18 protein-coding genes and 1 pseudogene are annotated in these 21,540 nt (G+C 60.9%); 10 read left to right on the forward strand and 9 right to left on the reverse strand.

Features of this window, described 5'->3' with window-relative positions; all coding sequences use genetic code 11:
- Positions 1 to 4: 4 nt before the first annotated feature.
- The 4 genes and pseudogenes from WDO70_02830 to pal form a co-directional block, all read right to left on the reverse strand.
- Positions 5 to 1,075, reverse strand: a complete 1,071-nt coding sequence (locus tag WDO70_02830; GenBank protein MEJ0062145.1) for a DUF262 domain-containing protein — start codon at positions 1,073 to 1,075, stop codon at positions 5 to 7.
- A 545-nt stretch (positions 1,076 to 1,620) separates the two neighbouring features.
- A pseudogene (gene purH / locus WDO70_02835) lies at positions 1,621 to 3,223 on the reverse strand (bifunctional phosphoribosylaminoimidazolecarboxamide formyltransferase/IMP cyclohydrolase).
- 14 nt (positions 3,224 to 3,237) lie between these two features.
- On the reverse strand, positions 3,238 to 4,158 hold the full coding sequence (gene ybgF / locus WDO70_02840; protein MEJ0062146.1) for a tol-pal system protein YbgF: 921 nt from the start codon (positions 4,156 to 4,158) through the stop codon (positions 3,238 to 3,240).
- Between the two features lie 136 nt (positions 4,159 to 4,294).
- Positions 4,295 to 4,765, reverse strand: coding sequence for a peptidoglycan-associated lipoprotein Pal (gene pal, locus WDO70_02845; GenBank protein ID MEJ0062147.1), 471 nt, complete (start codon positions 4,763 to 4,765; stop codon positions 4,295 to 4,297).
- A 376-nt stretch (positions 4,766 to 5,141) separates the two neighbouring features.
- Between pal and WDO70_02850 the strand changes: the two genes are divergently transcribed.
- The 5 genes from WDO70_02850 (at position 5,142) to map (ending at position 10,991) form a co-directional block, all read left to right on the forward strand.
- Positions 5,142 to 6,017: a ferritin-like domain-containing protein gene (locus WDO70_02850; protein MEJ0062148.1), complete on the forward strand. Its 876-nt coding sequence runs from the start codon at positions 5,142 to 5,144 to the stop codon at positions 6,015 to 6,017.
- A gap of 203 nt (positions 6,018 to 6,220) precedes the next feature.
- Positions 6,221 to 7,627 carry a pyridoxal-phosphate dependent enzyme gene (locus WDO70_02855; protein ID MEJ0062149.1) on the forward strand — a complete coding sequence of 469 codons (1,407 nt, stop codon included), beginning with the start codon at positions 6,221 to 6,223 and terminating at the stop codon, positions 7,625 to 7,627.
- Positions 7,628 to 7,629: 2 nt separating this feature from the next.
- Positions 7,630 to 8,799 (forward strand): PLP-dependent aspartate aminotransferase family protein, encoded by a 1,170-nt coding sequence (locus tag WDO70_02860; protein ID MEJ0062150.1) that lies wholly within the window; start codon positions 7,630 to 7,632, stop codon positions 8,797 to 8,799.
- An 88-nt stretch (positions 8,800 to 8,887) separates the two neighbouring features.
- On the forward strand, positions 8,888 to 9,970 hold the full coding sequence (gene ald, locus WDO70_02865; protein MEJ0062151.1) for an alanine dehydrogenase: 1,083 nt from the start codon (positions 8,888 to 8,890) through the stop codon (positions 9,968 to 9,970).
- Positions 9,971 to 10,163: 193 nt separating this feature from the next.
- Entirely contained in the window at positions 10,164 to 10,991 is an 828-nt protein-coding gene (gene map / locus WDO70_02870; protein MEJ0062152.1) for a type I methionyl aminopeptidase, read from the forward strand.
- Here the strand turns inward: map and WDO70_02875 are convergent.
- From WDO70_02875 to WDO70_02890, 4 genes are all read right to left on the reverse strand, one after another.
- Complete coding sequence (locus tag WDO70_02875; protein ID MEJ0062153.1) at positions 10,988 to 12,076, reverse strand: anhydro-N-acetylmuramic acid kinase; 1,089 nt, start codon at positions 12,074 to 12,076, stop codon at positions 10,988 to 10,990. The two genes, map and WDO70_02875, sit on opposite strands and share 4 nt — an antisense overlap.
- Positions 12,077 to 12,167: 91 nt before the next feature.
- Positions 12,168 to 12,566, reverse strand: a complete 399-nt coding sequence (locus WDO70_02880) for a hypothetical protein (protein MEJ0062154.1) — start codon at positions 12,564 to 12,566, stop codon at positions 12,168 to 12,170.
- Between the two features lie 325 nt (positions 12,567 to 12,891).
- Entirely contained in the window at positions 12,892 to 13,719 is an 828-nt protein-coding gene (locus WDO70_02885; GenBank protein MEJ0062155.1) for a class I SAM-dependent methyltransferase, read from the reverse strand.
- Between the two features lie 14 nt (positions 13,720 to 13,733).
- On the reverse strand, positions 13,734 to 13,901 hold the full coding sequence (locus tag WDO70_02890) for a DUF1674 domain-containing protein (protein MEJ0062156.1): 168 nt from the start codon (positions 13,899 to 13,901) through the stop codon (positions 13,734 to 13,736).
- A 59-nt stretch (positions 13,902 to 13,960) separates the two neighbouring features.
- Here WDO70_02890 and rpe point away from each other — a divergent pair, with 59 nt between their 5' ends.
- The 5 genes from rpe (at position 13,961) to ftsH (ending at position 20,432) form a co-directional block, all read left to right on the forward strand.
- Positions 13,961 to 14,623 carry a ribulose-phosphate 3-epimerase gene (rpe, locus tag WDO70_02895; protein ID MEJ0062157.1) on the forward strand — a complete coding sequence of 221 codons (663 nt, stop codon included), beginning with the start codon at positions 13,961 to 13,963 and terminating at the stop codon, positions 14,621 to 14,623.
- Complete coding sequence (locus WDO70_02900) at positions 14,589 to 16,250, forward strand: heparinase II/III family protein (protein ID MEJ0062158.1); 1,662 nt, start codon at positions 14,589 to 14,591, stop codon at positions 16,248 to 16,250. Before rpe ends, WDO70_02900 begins: the two co-directional genes overlap by 35 nt.
- 33 nt (positions 16,251 to 16,283) lie before the next feature.
- Complete coding sequence (gene tilS / locus WDO70_02905) at positions 16,284 to 17,576, forward strand: tRNA lysidine(34) synthetase TilS (protein ID MEJ0062159.1); 1,293 nt, start codon at positions 16,284 to 16,286, stop codon at positions 17,574 to 17,576.
- Positions 17,577 to 17,611: 35 nt separating this feature from the next.
- Positions 17,612 to 18,292 carry a hypothetical protein gene (locus WDO70_02910; protein ID MEJ0062160.1) on the forward strand — a complete coding sequence of 227 codons (681 nt, stop codon included), beginning with the start codon at positions 17,612 to 17,614 and terminating at the stop codon, positions 18,290 to 18,292.
- A gap of 202 nt (positions 18,293 to 18,494) precedes the next feature.
- Positions 18,495 to 20,432, forward strand: coding sequence for an ATP-dependent zinc metalloprotease FtsH (gene ftsH / locus WDO70_02915; GenBank protein ID MEJ0062161.1), 1,938 nt, complete (start codon positions 18,495 to 18,497; stop codon positions 20,430 to 20,432).
- Positions 20,433 to 20,475: 43 nt separating this feature from the next.
- Here the strand turns inward: ftsH and WDO70_02920 are convergent, their stop codons facing one another.
- Entirely contained in the window at positions 20,476 to 21,531 is a 1,056-nt protein-coding gene (locus tag WDO70_02920) for a flagellar motor protein MotB (GenBank protein ID MEJ0062162.1), read from the reverse strand.
- Positions 21,532 to 21,540 lie beyond the last annotated feature (9 nt).

A 21,540-nucleotide genomic window follows, 5' to 3' on the forward strand; every position in this document is an offset into this window, starting at 1 on the left:
CTATTTAACGCTGCTTGTTTTCTTCACTTAAGAATTTGAACAATGTCTTTCTATTTCCTATATGAGTGGTTCTTCTGCTCGCTGCATCGAGAATATGTGCCTTCGCCGTTTTCTCAGAAAGCATAAGGTTGGCATATAAAAGTTTTTGCCTGATTGAAGGTGATAGCGATCTGGGCTTCTTTTTTTCCAAGGAGGAGTTCATTCCAAAAAGTTGATCATAAAAGAATGCGAACAGAGGATAAAATAAAGTTCGTTTTGAAAAATTTGTATCTTTTAACTTTTTTCCGAATAAATCGTCTATTGCATCAATTGTGGTTTGAAAGCGTTCCTCAACAATTTTCTGTTTTGGAAAGGACTCTTCATATTTTTTATAAAAGTCATCTATGGTTTCTTTGTTTTTTCCTTTAATACCAGCAATAATCAGAATGAATAATTCGCTCGTCAGTTCCACTTCCTCCATTCGAGCAATACTCTGTTCAGTAAAGATTTTCCATTTTCTCCAGTTTTCCAATTGATTAAGGGAGGCCTCAAAAGTCGCTTTCTTAAAATATCCTAGAAATTCTGCATTGCGAAGTTCTTGGGCGTTTAGGGTCGTACCCGTGGAGTTCATTCTTGCAAATATTTCTAGTACATCTTTATCCGATGTATCTGAAGGCAACACATGAACACTGAATTGATAGGACAGTATTTTATGTTGGATATCTTCGGGCAAATTTTTGAAGCTGATGTTTGCAAGCTTCTCATTGTGAGTCTTCAAGATAAAGAAACTGTCTTGTTCGGGCTTATAGTCTGGCACTGAGTTTGGATCAATAAATGACAGAATGCTTCTCAACCTTTGTTGTCCATCAACTACCTCACGAATGGTTCTCATAGACTGGATATCTGTTTTCTCCCGTAAGAAAATAATAGGAACAGGCAAATCTCGTATAATGGTATCAATAAAATAGGATTTAGCTTGTTTCTTCCATACGGGACGACGTTGAAAGGAGGGGCTTAAATGCAGGGAGCTATCTTTGGCCCAGCCACGAAAGTCCGCGACAGAAAAAGTTGTCCTCTTGATACTCCAAGTTTTCATGTTCCATCCTTGACTGTCTCTTAGTTGCGGGTATCAAGTATCAATCATACCGGGTTATTTAATAATGCAAATAAGAATTATGTAGCTCAATGTCTAACGTCGGCTACCAGTGTCGTGATGTTTGTTTAGCGGTCTTCCTATCTCTTTAAGGCAAAACGAAAAATCCATATGTGGGAAATTTCCCTTGACTTCTCCTCCCGGTTCTGCTATTGACGATCCCAGGGAGCCTTGCGCCCAGAAGCCCGCCGGAATTTTTCCAGGCGGGTTTTTTGTTGGCTGAATTCTCCGTTGTCATTCCCGCGAAGGCGGGAATCCAGTACCTAAAGCCGCGTAGCGGCGGTATATGCTATTATTTTTCGCGCTGCCGCGCGTAATAGGTTCTGGATTCCCGCCTTCGCGGGAATGACGAAAAAGCGGCGGATTGCCTGGGAAAAATGATGGCGTTCCGCTTATCGCGCTCGGAAAAAAGCGCGCAACAAAAATTTTGAAAACAGGAGGTTCGAGCCGCGATTTTTTGATGTCGTCCGGGCGCGCCTCGATCCGCGCTAATGCCTGAAATGCCGTACCCCGGTGAACAGCATCGCGATGCCGGCTTTATCGGCGGCGGCGATGACTTCCTCGTCGCGGATCGAGCCGCCGGGCTGAATCACCGCGGTCACGCCCGCTTCGATCAAGACTTCCAAGCCGTCGGCGAAGGGAAAGAAGGCGTCCGAGGACGCGACCGCGCCGCGCGTCGGCGGCTCCGCTAAACCTGCGGCATGCGCCATGTCCTCGGCCTTGCGCGCGGCGATGCGGGCGCTATCGACGCGGCTCATCTGCCCCGCGCCGATGCCGACCGTCGCGCCGTCCTTGGCGTAGACGATGGCGTTGGATTTGACGTGCTTGCCGACGGTGAAGGCGAAAATCAGGTCGCGCTTTTCGGCGATGCCCGGCTGTTTTTTTCGTCACGCAGCGCAGCTCGGCGGGGTCGATCACCATCGCGTCGCGGCCCTGCACCAGGTATCCGCCCGAAACGCTTTTGACCGTCCGCGCCGCGCGGCGCGGATCGGGCATCGCGCCGGTGACGAGAACGCGCAGATTCTTTTTCGCCGCCAGCAGCGCGCGGGCGTCGTCGTCGATGGCGGGCGCGATGATGACCTCGGAGAAAATCTCGGCGATCGCCGCCGCCGTCGCCTTGTCGATCGGACGGTTGCAGGCGATAACGCCGCCGAAGGCGCTGACCGGATCGCAGGCGAGCGCGCGTTTCCAGGCGGTTAAAAGATCGGACGCCACGGCGACGCCGCAGGGATTAGCGTGCTTGATGATGGCGATGGCGGGCTGTTCGGCGAATTCGCTGGCAAGGTCGAGCGCGGCGTCGGCGTCGTTGAGATTGTTGTAGCTGAGTTCCTTGCCTTGCAGCTGTTCGGCGCGGGCGAGCGCGGCCTTCGGGTCGCTGACGTAATAGGCGGCGCGCTGCTGCGCGTTTTCGCCATAGCGCAGCGATTGCCGGCGCTTGGCGGCGAAAGCGAGGCTGTCGGGAAATTCTTCGCCGCGCTCTGCCGCGAACCATTCGGCGATCATGGAGTCGTAAGCCGCCGTATGCGCGAAAGCCGACGCGGCGAGTTTTTGGCGCAGCGCGCAGGTGGTTGCGCCGTCATGCGCCGCAAGCTCGGTCAGCAAAGCGGCGTAATGCGCCGGATCGGTGACGACCGCGACATCGGCGTGATTTTTCGCCGCGCCGCGAATCAGCGCGGGGCCGCCGATATCGATATTCTCGACGCAGGTTTCGTAATCCGCGCCGCCCGCGACGGTGGCGGCGAAGGGATAGAGATTGACCACCACGAGATCGATGGCGGGGATTTTCTGGGTTTTCGCCGACGCCTGATGCGCTTCGTCGCCGCGCTTTTGCAGGATGCCGCCATGGATTTTCGGATGCAGCGTTTTGACCCGCCCATCCATCATTTCGGGAAAGCCGGTGTAATCGGCCACTTCGACGACTTTGATTCCCGCACCGCCGAGCGCGCGCGCCGAACCTCCGGTCGAGAGAATCTCCACGCCGCGCGCCGCCAGCGACTGCGCGAATTCGGCAAGGCCGGTCTTGTCGGCGACCGAGATCAGCGCCCGGCGGATCGGCCGCAGATCGGCGGCGGGGTTATCGTTTTCATTCATGGGATTGGGCAAAGCTAACGACCGCCGCATTGAAGTTTCTTCATTTCCTGGTCGGTGCGGCTTTTAACGGTAGCGGGCGCGCTTGGGAATTTGTTCTTCACTTCGCCGAGCGTGGTGCAGGCATCGTCATGCTTGCCGAGCGCGCCGAGCGCCATGCCGAGCTTGAGCAGGCTGTCCGGCGCTTTGCTGCCTTTGGGCGCGGCCTGATAGGCGTCGGCGAAAGCGACGGCGGCGGCTTCATGCTGGTTGCGGACATAATAGGTTTCGCCGAGCCAGTATTTGGCGTTGTCGATCAGCTTGTCCTGCGGATTCTTCTCGATGAAATTCTTGAACGCCGTTTCGGCCTCGTCATACTCGGCGTTGCGCAAAAGGCTGAAGGCGCGGTCATATTGCTCGCGCGCCGTGAGGCCGTAATCGGACGGCACGGCGGGCAGGGGCGGCGTCCGCGCGGAATGGTCGGCGCCGGTGACCTTCTTGCCGTTGTAATACAGATTGCCGAGCTGGCCTTCGACCGGAGTCACCGGCACCTGGGGCGCTTCCGCCGCGTCGCTGTCATGACTTGCGGTCGCGGCCGGTTGAGCGGGAGCCACTGCCGCGCGCGGCGTCGGCGCGGCATTTACGGCTGTTACATTGGAAGCGGGGGAAGCGGGCAAATTGGAAACAGGAGAGGCAGCGGCGCTGGGCTGCCGCTCAAGCGCATTAAGACGCGTATTGGCGTCGCCCTGCAGCCGTTCAAGCTGAGTGCGCAACTGCTTGTTCTGGAATTCGGCTTGCTCGAGGCGCCCGTTGAGCAGCCTCAGCTGATTTTCGAGGGCGCTGACCCTGGTTTCAAAGATGGTCGTACTGCCGCCATCGTCGTCTTGCGCTTGAGCGCCGTGCGGCACGGCCAGCAGCGCAAGCGCTAAAAAGATCAAACCAAGAAATCTATGCCGCATCACATTCATTCTCCCGCAGGCCGCCATAAAAAATCTATCCAGGAATTACTCAATAATTACGGCGGCAACAAGGCCATTATAACGCAAAAAGCCGCGCCCCGTAAGGGACGCGGCTTCAAGCGATTTATGCCGTGGCTTATTCGCCGACGACGGTCACGCCGCGGCGGTTCTGCGCCCAGGCGGCTTCATTGCTGCCGACCACAGCCGGGCGTTCTTTGCCGTAGCTGATCGTGGTGACGTGCGAGGCGTCAACCCCGGCGGCAACCAGATAGTTCTTGACGGAAGACGCGCGGCGTTCGCCGAGCGCCAAGTTGTATTCGCGCGTGCCGCGCTCATCGGCATGGCCTTCGACAGTCACGCTCTTGGCGGGGTACTTCTTGAGCCAAGCAGCCTGACGATCGAGCGTCGCGGTGGCTTCGGCGGTCAGATCGGACTTGTCGGTGCCAAAGAACACGCGATCGCCGACATTGACGACAAAGTCGGACTGCGAGCCGGGCGCGCCTGCGCCCGCACCGCCAGCGCCGGACATGCTGCCGTCACCGGGACCGGATTCGCAAGCCGCGACCAGAACGACGGCGGCCATGAGGCACATGAATTTCTTGAACATAGGACTTCCTCCAAACGATAGCGGTTAGAATAATTGAGACATTGCGCGAGCCGCGCCGGACTTAGGTTGCCACCCGCGATTCTTCAGGTTGGGGCACAACAACGCGCATGTTGGCTTCAATGGCTTCGATTAGAAACATCACAGCCAACAAATCGTATTCCGCAACCTAGACAAGCTTGAAGAGGGAATCAAGCGTTGCAACAAAAATTAACGGACGATCCGGCCATGCGCGTGCCGAAATGTTGCACAAATACAACTACCGGCAATTCTCGATATTTCCTTATGGCAATAAAGAGGTGGGCAGCTCACCCTGGGTCTTGATGGCAAACGGAAGCCGCGTTAATTATGCGGTGTCCGTATTGATTATGGATTATTTATGATGGAAACCGCTGCCGGTCTGACTCTTGACAATAATTTTTCTGCCCGGTCGCTCAAAATAGGATCGGAAGAGCATAAGCGGCGCTTTTGCCGGATGCTGCTCGATACATTCGATCCTTATAAACCCAGTGTCATTGCGTGGCCGAAACTGGACGCGGACGCGCTCGCGCGCCTGACTTCGCTGCCCTTTTGGGATATCGCGGTGCAGACCGAAGGGTATGCCAGCGCGCGGGTCCAGGCGCTTGCCGATACCGTCGCCGATCCGCTGTTGAAGGAAGCGGTGCAGCTGAACGCCTTCGAGGAAGGGCGGCATAAGCTGGTCCTTGAGCATATGATCCGGTTTTACGGCATCAAGCTCAAGCCGGAACCGCAATATCGCGCGTCGCGCGACGCGGAATGGGCGTTCATCCGCACCGGCTACGGCGAATGTTTCGACAGCTTCTTCGCCTTCGGCCTGTTCAAGCTGGCCAAGGATTCCGGCTATTTCCCGCCCGAACTGGTCGAAGTGTTCGAGCCGGTGGTGAGCGAGGAAGGCCGCCATATCCTGTTCTTCGTCAATTGGGCGGCATGGACGGCGGCGAACAAGCCGCTGCTGGGCGGTCTGTGGTTCCGGCTGCGCTGCTTCGCGGCGCTGGCGGTCAGCGCTTGGAACCGGCTTTCGCTCGCCGGCACGGCGGCGGACGGCGGCAAAAGCGGGGATAATTTCGTGGTGTCCGGCGGCGCGGCCTTCACGGCTTCGCTGACCCCGCGCGGTTTCCTCGCCGCATGCCTTGCGGAAAATAACCGCAGGATGGCGGGATATGATGCAGGCTTGCTCAGGCCGAAGATCATGCCGGTTCTGACGAGGATGGCGCTATTTTTTATCAGAAAATAAATCACCGCCCGCCGAAAATTCTTGCCGCTTAAATCGGATGAATGATAGGCTGGCCTTCTCTATCTCTGGTGGAAAATTGACGATTTTGCCCATACGCTGTTGTTGATCGTAAATTGCCGGGCGGCTTATCGAAGCCGTCGCGAATGTCGATTTGAATATCACTCCAGCCCCAGGCGGGCTCCCCTGATAGAGACAATACAGTAATGGCAATTTCCACGCGGCTTTCCGCCAGCCTTTCCCCGGCGAACGAGTCTGTGCTCGATCTGATCGGCAATACGCCGATGGTGCGCGTGCGCAACCTCGACACCGGCCCGTGCGAATTATTCCTCAAACTGGAAAGCCAGAATCCTGGCGGCTCGATCAAGGACAGGATCGCGCTGTCGCTGGTCACGGCGGCGGAGCAAAGCGGGGCGCTGAAACCGGGCGGCATTCTGGTGGAGGCGACGGCGGGCAATACCGGCCTTGGCCTCGCGCTGATCGCAAGCCAGAAGGGCTACGGCCTTAAGCTCGTCATTCCCGACAAGATGAGCCAGGAGAAAGTCTTCCACCTCAAGGCGCTCGGTGCGGAAGTCATTCTGACCCGCTCCGATGTCGGCAAAGGGCATCCCGATTATTATCAGGATCGCGCCCGCCGTCTGGCGGAAGAGACGCCCGGCGCGTTTTACGTCAATCAGTTTGAGAACCCGGCCAATCCCGCCACGCATGAGAACGGCACCGGCCCGGAAATATGGGCGCAGCTCGATCACCGGCTCGACGCGGTGGTATGCGGCGTCGGCTCGGGCGGAACGCTGACGGGCCTCGGGCGCTTCTTCGCCCGCGTCGCGCCGCATGTCGAGATGATTCTCGCCGACCCCAAAGGCTCGATCCTGGCGCCTTTCGTCGAACATGGCGTGATGATCGAGCCCGGAAGCTGGCTGGTGGAAGGCATCGGCGAGGATTTCATTCCCAAAAACTGCGAACTGTCTTTCGTCAAGCGCGCCTATACCGTCACCGACGCGGAAAGCATCGCCATGGCGCGCGAAACCTTGCGGCGCGAGGGCATTCTGTGCGGCTCGTCCTCCGGCACCATGATGGCGGCCGCGCTGCGCTATTGCCGCGCGCAGACCGAACCCAAGCGCGTGGTCAGCTTCGTCTGCGACAGCGGCAATAAATACCTGTCTAAGATTTACAATGAATATTGGCTCGACGATCAGGGATTCGTCGAGCGCGTCCCCGCCAATGATTTGCGCGATCTCATCGCGCGGCCTTATCTGCGCGGCCAAGCTATCATCGCCGCCCCGGACGATGCCTTGCAGCAGGTGTATGCGAAAATGAAAACATTCGACATATCGCAGCTGCCTGTCATGGAGCACGGCGGCGTAGTCGGCATGATCGACGAAATGGATATTCTCATGACCGTGACCGGCAATGACAAAGGCTTTGCCATTCCCGCGCGCACGGTCATGAGTACGAAACTGGTGACGCTGGAAGCGGATCGCTCTCTCGAAGATTTGGCGGCGGTCTTGGCGCGGGGCCTGGTGGGCTGCATCATGGACAAGCAGCAGTTTCTCGGCTTGATCACCCCCGCGGATTTTCTGAATTACCTGCGCAAGAGAACCGGAAAGGCGTAATGATGAGCATAGATAACAAAGACGATCTGATGAAAGGCTTTGACACCCGCGCGATTCATGCGGGGCAATATCCCGATCCGTCCACCGGCGCGGTGATCACGCCGATTTACGCGACCTCGACCTATGCGCAGGAAGCGCCCGGCGTGCATAAGGGATTGGTATATGGACGCGGCCATAACCCGACGCGCTTCGCCTTCGAACGGGCCATCGCGGCGCTGGAAGGCGGCGCGCGCGGCTTCGCTTTCGCTTCGGGGCTTGCGGCGTCGTCGGCCGTGCTGGATACGCTCGATCACGGCGCGCATATCGTCGCGATGGACGATCTTTATGGCGGCACCTACCGGCTGTTCGAGCGGGTGCGTCGGCGCTCGTCGGGCCTTGATATCACCTATGCCGATCTGACCGAGCCGGGCAATCTCGCCAAGGCCGTGCGGCCCAATACGCGCATGGTCTGGATCGAGACGCCCACCAATCCGCTGCTCAAGCTCGTCGATCTTTCCGCGATTGCCGAAGAGGCCAAGCGGCTCAAGCTGGTCACGGTCGCCGACAATACGTTCGCCTCGCCGTGGATTCAGCGCCCGCTCGAGCATGGGATCGATATCGTGCTCCACTCCGCCACCAAATATATCAACGGCCATTCCGACGTCATCGGCGGCGCGGTCGTCACCGGCGACGCGGAACTGGCCGAGAGCCTCGGCTTCATTCAAAACGCGGTCGGCGGCATCTCCGGCGCGTTCGACAGTTTCCTGATGCATCGCGGATTGAAAACTCTGGGGCTGCGCATGCAGCGCCACAGCGAGAACGCCATGCGGCTCGCGCACTGGCTCGAAGCCAGGCCGGAGGTCGCGCGCGTGATCTATCCGGGCCTCAGAAGCCACCCTCAGCATACGTTGGCGCTGCGGCAGATGCGCGCCTATGGCGGCATGATCACGATCGTCCTGAAGGGCGGGCTAGAGGCGGCGACAAGCATGCTGAAGCGCAGCCGGATTTTTACGCTGGCCGAGAGTTTGGGCGGCGTCGAGAGCCTGATCGAGCATCCGGCGATCATGACCCATGCGTCGATCCCGCGCGAAACCCGCGAGAAAATCGGCATCGAGGACGGGCTGATACGCCTTTCGGTCGGCATCGAGGACGCGGCGGATCTGGAAGCCGATCTGGCGCAGGCGCTCCGGTAATCAAATGGAAGAATAGGATGACAGAGGGCTCGATTTCGTCCATTCTGGCCCCTGATAATTTGATCACTGGTAATCGGTAATATTTCAGATGCTCATCGGCGTTCCCCGCGAAATCAAAAATCACGAATACCGCGTCGGCCTGACGCCCGAAGCCGTGCTCGAATTGGCGCAGCGCGGGCATAAAGTTCTCGTCGAAAGCGGCGCGGGCGGCGGCATCGGCGTCACCGACGGGGATTACGTCCAGGCGGGCGCCGCCATCGCCGCCGACGCGAAAAGCCTGTTCGCCGAAGCCGAGATGATCGTCAAGGTCAAGGAGCCGCAGCCCCAGGAATGCGCGATGCTGCGGCCGGGGCAAATTCTGTTCACCTATCTGCATCTCGCGGCGGAGCCGGAAATCGCCCGCGCGCTGCAAAAATCCGGCGCGGTCTGCATCGCCTATGAGACCGTCACCGATGCCGCCGGAAGATTGCCTTTGCTCGCGCCGATGTCCGAAGTCGCCGGGCGCATGGCGGTGCAGGCGGGGGCGCATTATCTCGAAAAGGCGCATGGCGGGCGCGGCGTGCTGCTCAGCGGCGTGCCCGGCACTTCGCGCGGCAAGGTGATGATTCTCGGCGGCGGGACTGTCGGCGCGAACGCGGCGCAGGTGGCTTGCGGCATGGGCGCGGAGGTCACGGTGTTCGACCGTTCTTTGCCAAGATTGCGCGAGCTCGATCTGGCGTTCGGCGGCGCGCTGAACACGCATTACGCCACCACCGGAGCCATCGAAAAAGCTTTGCGCCGGGCCGATCTCGTGATCGGCGCGGTGCTGGTGCCGGGAGCCGCCGCGCCGCGCCTCGTAACACGCGCCGCGCTGAAGACCATGCAGCAAGGCGCGGTCATGGTCGACGTGGCCATCGATCAGGGCGGCTGTTTCGAGACGTCGCGCCCGACCACCCATGCCGAGCCGGTCTATGCGGTGGACGGCGTGATTCATTATTGCGTCACCAATATGCCGGGCGCGGTGCCGCGCACATCCACCTTCGCGCTGACTCACGCCACGCTGCCTTACGTCATCACGCTCGCCGACCGGGGCTGGCGGGAGGCGATGAGTGGCGATCCGGGATTCGGCCTCGGCCTCAATGTCGCCGAGGGGAAAATCATGCATCCCGCGGTTGCGGCGGCGCTGGGCTAAGAAACCACCTGAAAAGTCATGAGGCCGGGCTGCAAACCAAACTTTTCTGCGCTTCCGCTGCTCACGTATGTTGAATACGCTGCGCGGCGGTTCTCGAAAAGCATGGTTTTCGCCACGGCCTGATGACTTTGCAGATGATTTCTAAGAGCGGGATAAAGTTCCATTTCGCGAAAATATGGTCTAAAATGGCTTCATGAATATGTATGAAGCCGAAGAGCCTGAAGAATCCGATGCCGCAGCCCCCGTCATCCATACGGCGGAGGATTTCGCGGGCATGCGCGCGGCGGGACGGCTGGCGGCGGCGGCGCTCGATTATATCATTCCTTTCGTCGTTCCCGGCGTAAAAACCATCGAGCTGAACGACATCGCCGAAAAATTCATGCGCGACGGCGGCGGGGTTCCGGCCACCATCGGCTATCGCGGCTATAAGCATGCGAGCTGCATTTCGCCCAACCATGTCGTCTGTCACGGCATTCCCGGCGACAAGCAATTGCTGGACGGCGATATCGTCAATATCGACGTCACGGTGATTCTCGACGGCTGGTTCGGCGATACCAGCCGGATGTTCCTGGTCGGCGAAAAAACCAGCCTGAAGGCCAGGCGGCTGGTCGATGTCACCTATGAGGCGATGATGCGCGGCATCGAGGCGGTCAAGCCGGGCGCGACGCTCGGCGATGTCGGCCACGCGATCCAGAGCCTGGTCGAGGCCAATCGCTTCTCCGTCGTCCGCGATTTCTGCGGCCATGGCGTCGGCCGGCGCTTTCATATGCCGCCGTCGGTGCTGCATCTCGGCGAGCCGGGCAAGGGCGTGGTTTTGCAGCCAGGCATGATCTTCACCATCGAGCCGATGGTGAATGCCGGAGGCTATGGCGTGAAGGTTTTGTCCGACGGCTGGACGGCGGTGACCAAGGACAAATCGCTCTCGGCGCAATTCGAGCATTCCATCGGCGTGACGGAAACCGGCTATGAGATTTTCACGCTATCGCCCGCCGGATTGCACCAGCCGCCTTATACGCTTTAAGGCCTGTGCAGCACGCCGCCGCGCATCGGCTCCGGAACGCCAGTGGTGCGAGGCAGGCTGAGCGGCAGATCGAGCCAGTGGCGCACCGCGAGATAGGCGAAGGCTTCGGCCTCCAGCGCGTCGCCGTTCCATCCCACCGCTTCGACCGGCAAGGCGGGACAATCAGCCAGTTCCGCGATCCAGCGCATCATCGGCGGATGATGCCGCCCGCCGCCGGTGACCAGCAGCATGAGCGGTTTTTTATCGATAAGCTGAAAGCCGCGCGCGACGGCGGCGGCGGTGACCATGGCCAGCGTCGCGGCGCCGTCTTCAGGCGAAAGCTGGCCGAGATCGAGATCATGGAACTCGTTGCGGTCGAGCGATTTCGGCGCCGGCAGCGCGAAATGAGGCCGGGCCAGAATATGGACGACGCTGGCCCAGTCGGCCTTGCCTTGTGCCGCCGTCTTGCCGTCGGCGTCATAGGGGATGCCGGTATGGCGCAGCATCCAGTCATCCAGCAGCGCGACGCCGGGGCCGGTATCGAAGGCCAGGATTTCTTCGCCGCGCTCCTGGTGGCGCTCAAGCCATGTGATATTCGCCACGCCGCCGATATTCAGGATCGCGAGCGGCTTGGGCATGGTCGCGGCGCGGGCGGCATGATAGAGCGGCACGAAGGGCGCGCCCTGGCCGCCCGCCGCCACATCCGCCGAGCGGAAATCATTCACGACCGGAATGCGCGTCAGCTTCGCCAGCAGCGCGCCGTCGCCGATCTGGCAGGTGCGCTTCTCGCGCGGGCGATGCCATAGCGTCTGCCCGTGGAATCCGATCATGTCGATGGTTTCCGGCGCGCGCCGCGCGCGCTTCAGCAATATATCGACCGCGGCGGCGTGGAGCGTGGTAAGCTCGGTTTCGATGGCGGCGACATGCGGATCGTTGTTGCCCGCCTGGTTGCCGAAGCATTCGCGCAGCTTTTGCCGGAATTCGGGCCGGTAGGGCAGCGTGACGAATCCGAGCGGCTTGACGGCTTTCAGCCCGTCGGTCGCGATCAAGGCGGCATCGATGCCGTCCAGCGACGTGCCGCTCATCAGGCCTATGGCATGGAACATCGGGGGACAGAAAATAAATGTCAGGTGACAGACGTTCTATCCTATAGAGCGCGCTCTATCAACAAGCCTTGATAATGAAAACCGGCATGCCCTAGGAATCGATGCGCTGCAACAAATGCCGGGCGCGCTCGGCGCGGTCGCCGAGCTCGGGAATCAGGTCATGGTCGGCGAAGGCATGGCGCGCGAGGCCGGGCAATTGCGCGATGATGGCGCGCAGCTCGACCATCAGCCACCGGCTCGGCAAATGCTGTTGTAAGTGAGGGGCGAGATCGGCCAGCGCGAAATCCACCTCGCCGGAAAGGTCGCCGCATAAATCGAGCAGCACCGACGGCGGATCGAAGGAGAACAGCCGGTGCGGCCTGACCGGGCCGGACAGGCACATGGCAATCGCTTCGCGCAGGCGGTCGAGCGTGTCATGGACCTGCGCGACCGACTGGCGGTGCGTCTGCCAGTCGCTGCCCTGATACAGTTTATAGGCATGAAGCCCCATGATGCGCCTCTCCCCAAGCGTTTGGAGGCCGCACCATAGACGCAAGCCGCCGCGCGAGTCACGCGGTGTTTTTTAGTTTCATTGATGGTTAAAGGCGTGATGTGACGAAATGGAACTGCTTTTGCAGTTTGCGTCATTCCCGGCGGCTTTGACCGCCCCAAGGCGGGCAAAGCGGATCCCGCTACGCTCCTGCGGAGCTTTGCAGGACTGGGTGCAAGACCCGGCGTAGCTTTAGCAGAGCCGGGACGGGAATCCCGTTTTCTTGATTATAAACCAACGGGATTCCCGCTCGCCGCTACGTGGCGTCGGGAATGACGACTCTATTTTACCGTTCGTCCGACTTGAATTCGCCATAGAAGCGCGGCGAATAGGACTCGGTCTCCGGCGTGATCTTGATATAGCCGCCGCCCTGGCTCTTCGGATTGCGCGCGAACAGCATGGCATAGGTGTGACGCGGCTGCTCCTGGCCGCGCGCGCGGCCATCCCGCTCGGCGAATTTTTCCGTCAGCAGCTTGAATTCAGGCGCGAAGAATTCCCGCACATGGTCGCGGGTGAACAGAACCGATTGCAGGTTGGTGGCGGGATCGAGAACCAGCGCGCTGCCGTCGCCGTAATGCTCGACGATATATTTGCCGTAATAGCCGTCGCCGATACTGGCGAAGGACACCAGATAGGTGCCGCGCATATCCAGCGCCCGCACCAGATTCTGCTTGTAGGCAAGGCGCGCTTCGCGCCCGATGATATGCTTGAAGCAGAAAGCGTCGCTGACGAAATCGACGCTGTGTTCCGGCACCGGCCAGCTATCCGTCACGTCATAGACCAAGGCGCGGATTTTGGAGGAGAAGCCCCGCATTTTAGCCGATATTTTAAGGGCGGCAATGGCGCCGGGCGCGAAATCGAGCGCCGTGACGTCGGCACCTTTTTCGGCGAAGAAAATACTGTTGCGCCCCTTGCCGCAGCCGAGATCGACGACACGCCGCAAGGCAAGATTGCGCGCCTTGATCTCGTTATAGGCCCAGACCACCGCGCCGGACGGCGTCGTCCGTCCCGAGGGCCGCACGCCTTGATAGGCATGCTCGTAACCATGCAGCGCGGGCGGGTCGGAGATGGTTTTAGCGCGTCCGAATAGTTGGGTGACGGCGTCCGAGGTCATGACGGCACTCTTGGTTAAAAATCCGAACAGCGGCCTTTATGTTCCCAATCCCCGTAACGGGTGGGTTCGGGGCCGGGCTGGCCGCCGGTTTCTCCGGGCGGTTGCGGCGGAGGCGGCTGTTGCTGGGGCCGTGCTGGCTGAGACGGATCGTCCATGGCCTGAGTATGCAGTCCCCTATGCATAAAAACAAGGCGCGGTTGCGGAACCTTGCGCAACGGGCGCGGGCGCGGTATCGAGAGGTATGCTTAGTCCGATCCGCATCGCCCCGTCGATTCTCTCCGCCGATTTCGCCAAATTGGGCGAAGAAGTGCGCGCTATCGACGCGGCGGGCGCCGATTATATCCATGTCGACGTGATGGACGGGCATTTCGTCCCCAATCTGACCATAGGGCCGGACGTGGTGAAGGCGCTGCGCCCGCACAGCCGGAAAATCTTCGACATTCACCTGATGATCGCGCCGGTCGATCATTTTATCCCGGCCTTCGCCGCCGCCGGGGCGGACATCATCACGGTGCATCCCGAATCCGGGCCGCATCTGCACCGCACCTTGCAGCTTATCCGCGCGCAGGGGAAGAAAGCGGGCGTGGCGCTCAATCCGGCGACGCCGCTGGCCGCCGTCGATCAGGTGCTGCATGAGATTGATCTGGTGCTGGTCATGACCGTCAATCCCGGTTTCGGCGGCCAGGCCTATATCGCGAACCAGATTGATAAAGTCCGGGAACTGCGCAAAAGGATCGACGCGCTCGGCAAGCCCATCGATCTCGAGGTCGATGGCGGCATCAATGCCGAAACCGCCGCCGAAGTGATCGCGGCGGGCGCCGACGTGCTGGTCGCGGGCACGGCCAGCTTCAAGGGAGGCCCGGCGCATTATGCGGCCAATATCGCTGCCTTGCGATCTGCCTGAGATGATCGAGCGCGGCAAAAAATTGTGGCAGCAAGTGCGCGCCGGGGCGGAAACCATTGCCTATGGCAACCCGCTCTATAATTATCTTCTGCAAGGCCAGGTTCCCGGCGCGATGCAGTTCCTGCCCGCCACTTTCGGCATCGGCGACGCCGCGAACGGCGAGAAGCTGCTCGCCGGGCAATTCGCTTTCGGCGGCGAGAGCTTTACCGACCGGATGCCGCCCTGGCAGCGGCTGAGCGCCAGCAAGCAGTGGCACGAAGCGATGCACAGTTTCGCCTGGCTCGACGATCTGCGCACGCTCGGCACGCAGCCCGCCCAGAAAGCCGCCGCGGATTTTATCGCCGACTGGCTGGACGGGCAGGATCGCTATCAGCATGAAGCCTGGGCGCCCGCGACGCTCGGCGCGCGGCTTGCTTCCTGGATCGGAACCGCTTCATTTTATCTTCCATTCCTTGAGGGCGACGATCAGTCCCGCCTGATGGCCAGCGTCGCGAGGCAGACGCGGCATTTGCAGCGGCTGCTGCCCGGCAATATAACCGGGCTTCCTGCGCTCGTCGCTTATAAGGGCCTGATCTACGCCGCGCTTAATCTGCCTGCCGAGGGCGCGGCCGCGCTCGGTCTGGCGCTGACGTTGCTTGCCCGCCGCCTCGGCGAGGAAGTCCTGGCCGACGGCGGCCATTTGTCGCGCTCGCCGCGCCTGATGCTCGATTACCTGCGCCATCTGCTTGAGATCAGGGACGCGCTCGCCGCCGCCGGCATCGCCGCGCCCGGCGAGATCGAGAGCGCGATTCCCCCCACCGTGACGGCGCTGCGCAGCTTGCGTCACGGCGACGGCGGCTTCGCGCTGTTCCACGGCGGCGATGCCAGCACCATCGCCGCTATCGACAGCGTGCTCGACCGTTCGGGCATTCGCGCGCGCGGCGGCAGGGCGCTGCCGCATCTCGGTTATGAGCGGCTGCAGGCGGGGCGCTGCCTGCTGCTGTGCGACGCGGGATTGCCGCCGCCGCGCGGCATGGACCGTTTCGCCCATGCGGGTTTGTTGAGCTTCGAATTCAGCCATGGCCGCGACCGCATCATCACCAATTGCGGCGGCGGGCAGAATATCGGCGAATGGCGCGTCGCCCTGGCCGCGACCGCCGCGCACAGCACGGTCACGGTGGCCGACACCAACGCCGCCGAAGTGCTGGAACATGGCGGCATCGGGCGCAGGCCTAAGCATGCCGCCGCGCGGAGCTATGAGCTGGACGGCACTTACACGATCGAGGCCACGCATGATGGTTATCGCGAGAATTTCGGGCTGGTCCATGAGCGGAAACTGTCGCTGGCGGGCGACGGCAGCTTCCTGACCGGCAGCGACGTGCTGCGCGGCCCCGGCCTTTATCCCTATGCGATCCGGTTTCATCTGCATCCGAAAGTGCAGGCGGTGCTGGCGCAGAACGGGCAGTCGGCGCTTTTGCGGACCGCGTCCGGGCAGGGCTGGAAGCTCGACGCTGAGAATCATCCGGTGACGCTGGAGCCGAGCATTTACTGCGGCGACGGCGCGCGGCAGCGGTCGCAGCAGATCGTCATTCATGCCAAAAGCGGCGCGGATGTGGCGGTGGCGTGGCGTTTGAGCAAGGTGAATTAGCCATCGCCGCTAAAATTAGTTACCATCCGTTCCATGCCGGTCTCGAATCCCCAAACTTTCTCTTCAGAAGAATTCGCCGCCGCGATGGGCGCGCTCGAATGGCGCGGCGACGCCATGGCGCTCGCGGTGTCGGGCGGGCCGGACAGCATGGCGCTGGCGCTGCTGCTGCGCGACTGGGCGCGAACGCAAAATATTCGCCTGATCGCGTTCACCGTCGATCATGGGCTGCGCGAAGAATCCGCCGCCGAGGCCGCGCGCGTTCATGAATGGCTCGCGGCGCTGGGCATCGATCATGAAATTTTGCGCTGGGAGCATCCGCCGCTTGCGAAAGCCGTCCAGGAACAGGCGCGCGACGCTCGCCATCGCCTGCTCCGCGAGGCGTGCATCCGCCATGATGTCGCGGCGCTCGCGCTTGGGCATCATCGCGACGATCAGGCCGAGACGGTGCTGATGCGCTTCGCCAAAGGCTCGGGCATCGACGGCCTTGCGGGGATGAGGCCGGTATATTCCATGGATGGCCTGACGCTGCTGCGCCCATTGCTCGGCATGCCTAAGGCTCGGTTGATCGCGACCTGCGTGGCGCGGGGCCAGGCTTATGTAAGTGATCCGTCCAACGCCCATGCGCATTACGCGCGCGGTCGTTTGCGCGGCGCGGCCGACGCTTTGGCCGCCGAAGGCATGGATGCGGAGCGCCTCGCCGATCTGGCGGGACGGGCGGCGCTGGCGAGCGACGCGCTCGCGGAATATACCGCGCGGCTGCTGGCGCGCGCAGCGCGCTTCGACGCGGCGGGCTATGCGGAACTGAATATCGAAGAGACGCTGAAGGAGCCGGAAGAAATTCGGACGCGCGCTTTGGGCGAAATTTTGCAGATTATCGGCGGCGCGGCCTATCCGCCGCGCCATCATGCCATGATGGATGTATCGCGCGCATTGCAGGCAGGCGATATGCCGCGCCGCACTTTGCATGGGTGCGAGATCGCGCTGGCGGACGGGTCGTGCCGCATCATCCGCGAATTTTCTGCTATTCGCGATCGCAACCCGGTCAAACCGGGAGAAACCGTGCTGTGGGATCATCGTTTTCGTGTCGGCCTGGCGGCAGGCGCGCCGGACGGGCTGATCGTCGCGCCGCTCGGCCTTCTCGATCACGAAAAGCTGGACTCCATCGCGCCGGGTCTTCGCAAAAAAATCCCGATGGGCCGCGTCCGGGCCGCCCATCCCGCGCTGTGGCGCGGCGCGGAATTATGGGCGGTGCCGGGCTGGCATGAATATACGGTTATCGAGACGGCTTTGGCCGGCGGATTTGCCTGCCGAAACGGCTTCGTGTAAACAGGATTGAGGCAAAGCTTTCAAGGATATTGGCCATGAAACGGCGTTTGAAAAAAGATAGATCGGAACGGATTTTTGATGTCATGCCCATGTCCGACGATGACGAACTGCCCGACCGCACGTTCGGATTGGGAACGTCGGACGAAATTTTCATGTATGTTGGAATAATGCGGGCCGGGCCGGAAGGCTCATCCATAAGATATCTCTGGGATACCGGTTTTACGGAGCTTGACGCCAAGGCCATGACGGAATTGCCGAAACTCCTTCCCGGAGGAGACGGAGGCCCGCTTTCGGCTAAGGTGACATTCCTTGCGAGAGAAGAAGACGGGCCTAAATCCCTGCATTTCGACCTGCCCGCCGATCAGGCGGGGTATGCCGCGGTTCTTAAGGAACGGGCCGATCAAATCGATTTTGCGCGCTACGATTTCATGCGAGGGACGGAATATGCGGGAGCTTTCACGACGGAAAATCCCGCCCATCAGACGCCGGGCAACCACGCCGAATGCAGCGTTTTGCTGCCCGGCCGGGCGGAATGGACTCCCGCTCTGCTCGGCTGGATTATCGACCATCATAGCTATAAAGAATTGATCAAGCCCGCCCTCGATCTGAAAAAATCCAGCCGGCAGCTTGTGGAGCTTGCCGGAATCCCTACCGCGCCGGGACGGCCCACGGCGGCGCCCTCGTCGCAGGCCGGGAATGAGAAGCCAACCCCCTGATCCGCCCCGCTTATTTCCATACTGAAAAAACATCCGGTTTTTCGTTGTATATGGCTGAATTCGTATTATCTTAACAGTTAACACGGTAAATTTGGTCGTTTATCCGCCACGATGGCGGGCAAAGAGGCAAGACCCTTAAAAAGGCAAGACTCTCAAAAAAGGGCAGGCCCTTGAATAAGACTCTTAAAGAGGAAAGACTCTCTTGAACCAATTCGGCAAAAATCTCGCTCTGTGGATCGTCATCGGGCTGTTCCTGGTGTTTCTGACCCGCGTGTTTCAAGAACCGGTGCCCATGCAGGGGCCGAATACCAAGCCGTTCTCGGATTTCATGGCCCTGGTGCAAGATGGCGCGGTCACCGATGCCACGATTCGCGGCAACGTCGTTTCTTTCCATCTGAAAGACGTCTCGATGCTGCTGGCGACCTATTTGCCGGAAAACAGCAATGTCGTCGACAAGCTGCTGGCCAAGAACATCAAGGTCAATGTGCTGCCCGACGAGAGCAACGCGCCGACTTTGTGGGGCCTGCTACTGTCATGGTTCCCGATGTTCCTTTTGATCGGGGTATGGATTTTCTTCATGCGCCAGATGCAGGCGGGCAGCGGCAAGGCGCTGGGCTTCGGCAAGAGCCGCGCCCGGCTGCTGACCGAAAAAACCGGCCGCGTGACCTTTGAAGACGTGGCGGGCATCGACGAGGCCAAGCAGGAATTGCAGGAAGTCGTCGAGTTCCTGAAAGACCCGCAGAAATTCCAGCGCCTCGGCGGCAAGATTCCCAAGGGCGTGCTGCTGGTCGGCCCGCCGGGCACCGGCAAGACCTTGGTGGCGCGCGCGGTGGCGGGCGAAGCCAATGTGCCGTTCTTCACCATTTCCGGCTCCGATTTCGTGGAAATGTTCGTCGGCGTCGGTGCGAGCCGCGTGCGCGACATGTTCGAGCAAGCCAAGAAACATGCGCCCTGCATCGTCTTCATCGACGAAATCGACGCCGTGGGACGGCATCGCGGCGCGGGCCTCGGCGGCGGCAATGACGAGCGCGAACAGACGCTCAATCAGCTGCTGGTCGAGATGGACGGATTCGAGGCGAATGAGGGCGTGATCCTGATCGCGGCCACCAACCGCCCCGACGTGCTCGATCCGGCGCTGCTGCGTCCCGGCCGATTCGACCGGCAAGTGGTGGTGCCCAATCCCGACATTCTCGGGCGCGAGAAAATTCTCAAAGTGCATATGCGCAAGGTTCCGCTTGCTCCGGACGTCAATGCCAAGGTCATCGCCCGCGGCACGCCCGGCTTTTCAGGCGCCGACCTCGCCAATCTGGTGAACGAGGCGGCGCTGATGGCCGCCCGCGCCAACAGGAATAATGTCGGCATGGCGGAGTTCGAATCCGCCAAGGACAAGGTCATGATGGGCGCCGAGCGCAAATCCATGGTCATGACCGAGAAGGAAAAGGAGCTGACCGCCTATCACGAAGCCGGTCATGCGCTGGTGGGGCTGAACGTGCCGCAGCACGATCCGCTGCATAAGGTCACGATCATTCCGCGCGGCCGGGCGCTGGGCGTCACCATGTCGCTGCCGGAGCGCGACAAATACGGCTATACGCGGCAGGAAATGGAATCGAGGATCGCGATGATGTTCGGCGGGCGTCTTGCCGAAGAAATGATCTTCGGGCCCGAGAACGTCACCACCGGCGCCAGCAGCGACATTCAGCAGGCGACCAGCATGGCGCGGCGCATGGTGACCGAATTCGGCATGTCGGATAAGCTGGGCCGCGTGCGCTATAGCGCCAACGAGCAGGAAGTCTTCCTCGGCCATTCGGTGACGCAGCAAAAGAACATCTCCGAGGCGACGTCCGAAATCATCGACACCGAAATCCGCCGTCTGATCGAAGAGGGCGAAGTCAAGGCGCGGGCGATCCTGACCGAGCACATGGCCGATTTGCACAAGATCGCCAAGGCGCTGCTCGAATATGAGACGCTGAGCGGCGACGAAGTCAGGGCGCTGCTGCGCGGCGAGCCGATCAGGCGCGACGACTCCGGCGAGCCGCCGGTCGTGAAGGCGCCGCCGCCCGCGGCGAAAAAGGCATCCGTCCCGATAAGCCATGCGGGGGACGTGCATGTCCCTCCCGGCACCTTGCCGCAAGGGACGTAGCAAGGCCGCTATTATCGCTGCTTAAATTAGACGCGGGGGGAAGCTATTCCTGCCGGTCCCGCATCACGCTCGGCATCATGGTCGCGCCCGGCGCCGTAGGCGGCGCTCCCAAAGACGGGCTGGGGGGGGCGGCTGACGGCGCGAGCATCGGCGGCGCGGCGTCCGCGCTCAGATTTTTCCTGAGCAAGGTAATGGAAATGCGCCGGTTCTTCGGAGATTTCGGATCGCTTTTGTCCATGGCGTCGCGGTCGGCCATGCCGATGACCCGCGCGATACGGCTGCCCGCGACGCCGGCATCCATCAATTCCTGGCGGCTGACATTGGCGCGCTCCGCGGAAAGCGTCCAGTTGTCGCGCCGCGATCCGGTGGGGAAAGGCGTGCCGTCGGTGTGCCCCGCGATGCTGACCTCATTGGGAAGCCGTGCGAGCACCCTGCCGATCAAGCCGAGCAGCTGGCGGCTTTTTTCATAGAGGATGGTGCTGCCCGACGGGAACATCGAGTAATTGTCCTTATCCACGATCTGAATCCTCAGACCTTCCGGCGTATGGTCGATCATGATCTGGTCGGCGAATTCGCTGAGCAGGGCATTGCCCTTGATCGCCGATTTGAGCTCCTGCTCGGCTTCCTGGAACCGCGCATTGTCGATGGCTTCCTGCTTGGCGCGGGCGGCTTCCTCGGCGCCGGGGGTTTTCTTCTTGCCCGCCCCGCCGCCGATTTTGTCGTCCTTGCCGCCGCCGTGATCGCTGCCGCCGACGGTATCCTCGTCGCCCTGCTCGCCCTGGCCCACGCTGGGGATGGTGCGCTCGTCGAAAGTCGGGGGCGTGTTCTGCGAAATCATCGCGCCCGGCGCGGTGATCGTCTGGCCGCCCATCATGCCGCCCGCGCCGGATTCCGAGCGCGCGATGCTGGCGGGGGTGAAATAATCGGCGATGCCGTGCCGCTGCTCGTCCGTCGTGACATTGAGCAGCCAGAGCAGCAGAAAGAACGCCATCATCGCCGTCACGAAGTCGGCATAGGCGACTTTCCACGCGCCGCCATGATGGGCCGCTTCGCCGCCTTTCTTCTTGCGGCGGATGATGATGATGGGAGCGTCGGCCATTTAGACCTC

Source organism: Alphaproteobacteria bacterium, assembly GCA_037200005.1.
GTDB lineage: Bacteria > Pseudomonadota > Alphaproteobacteria > UBA9219 > RFNS01 > JBBCGY01.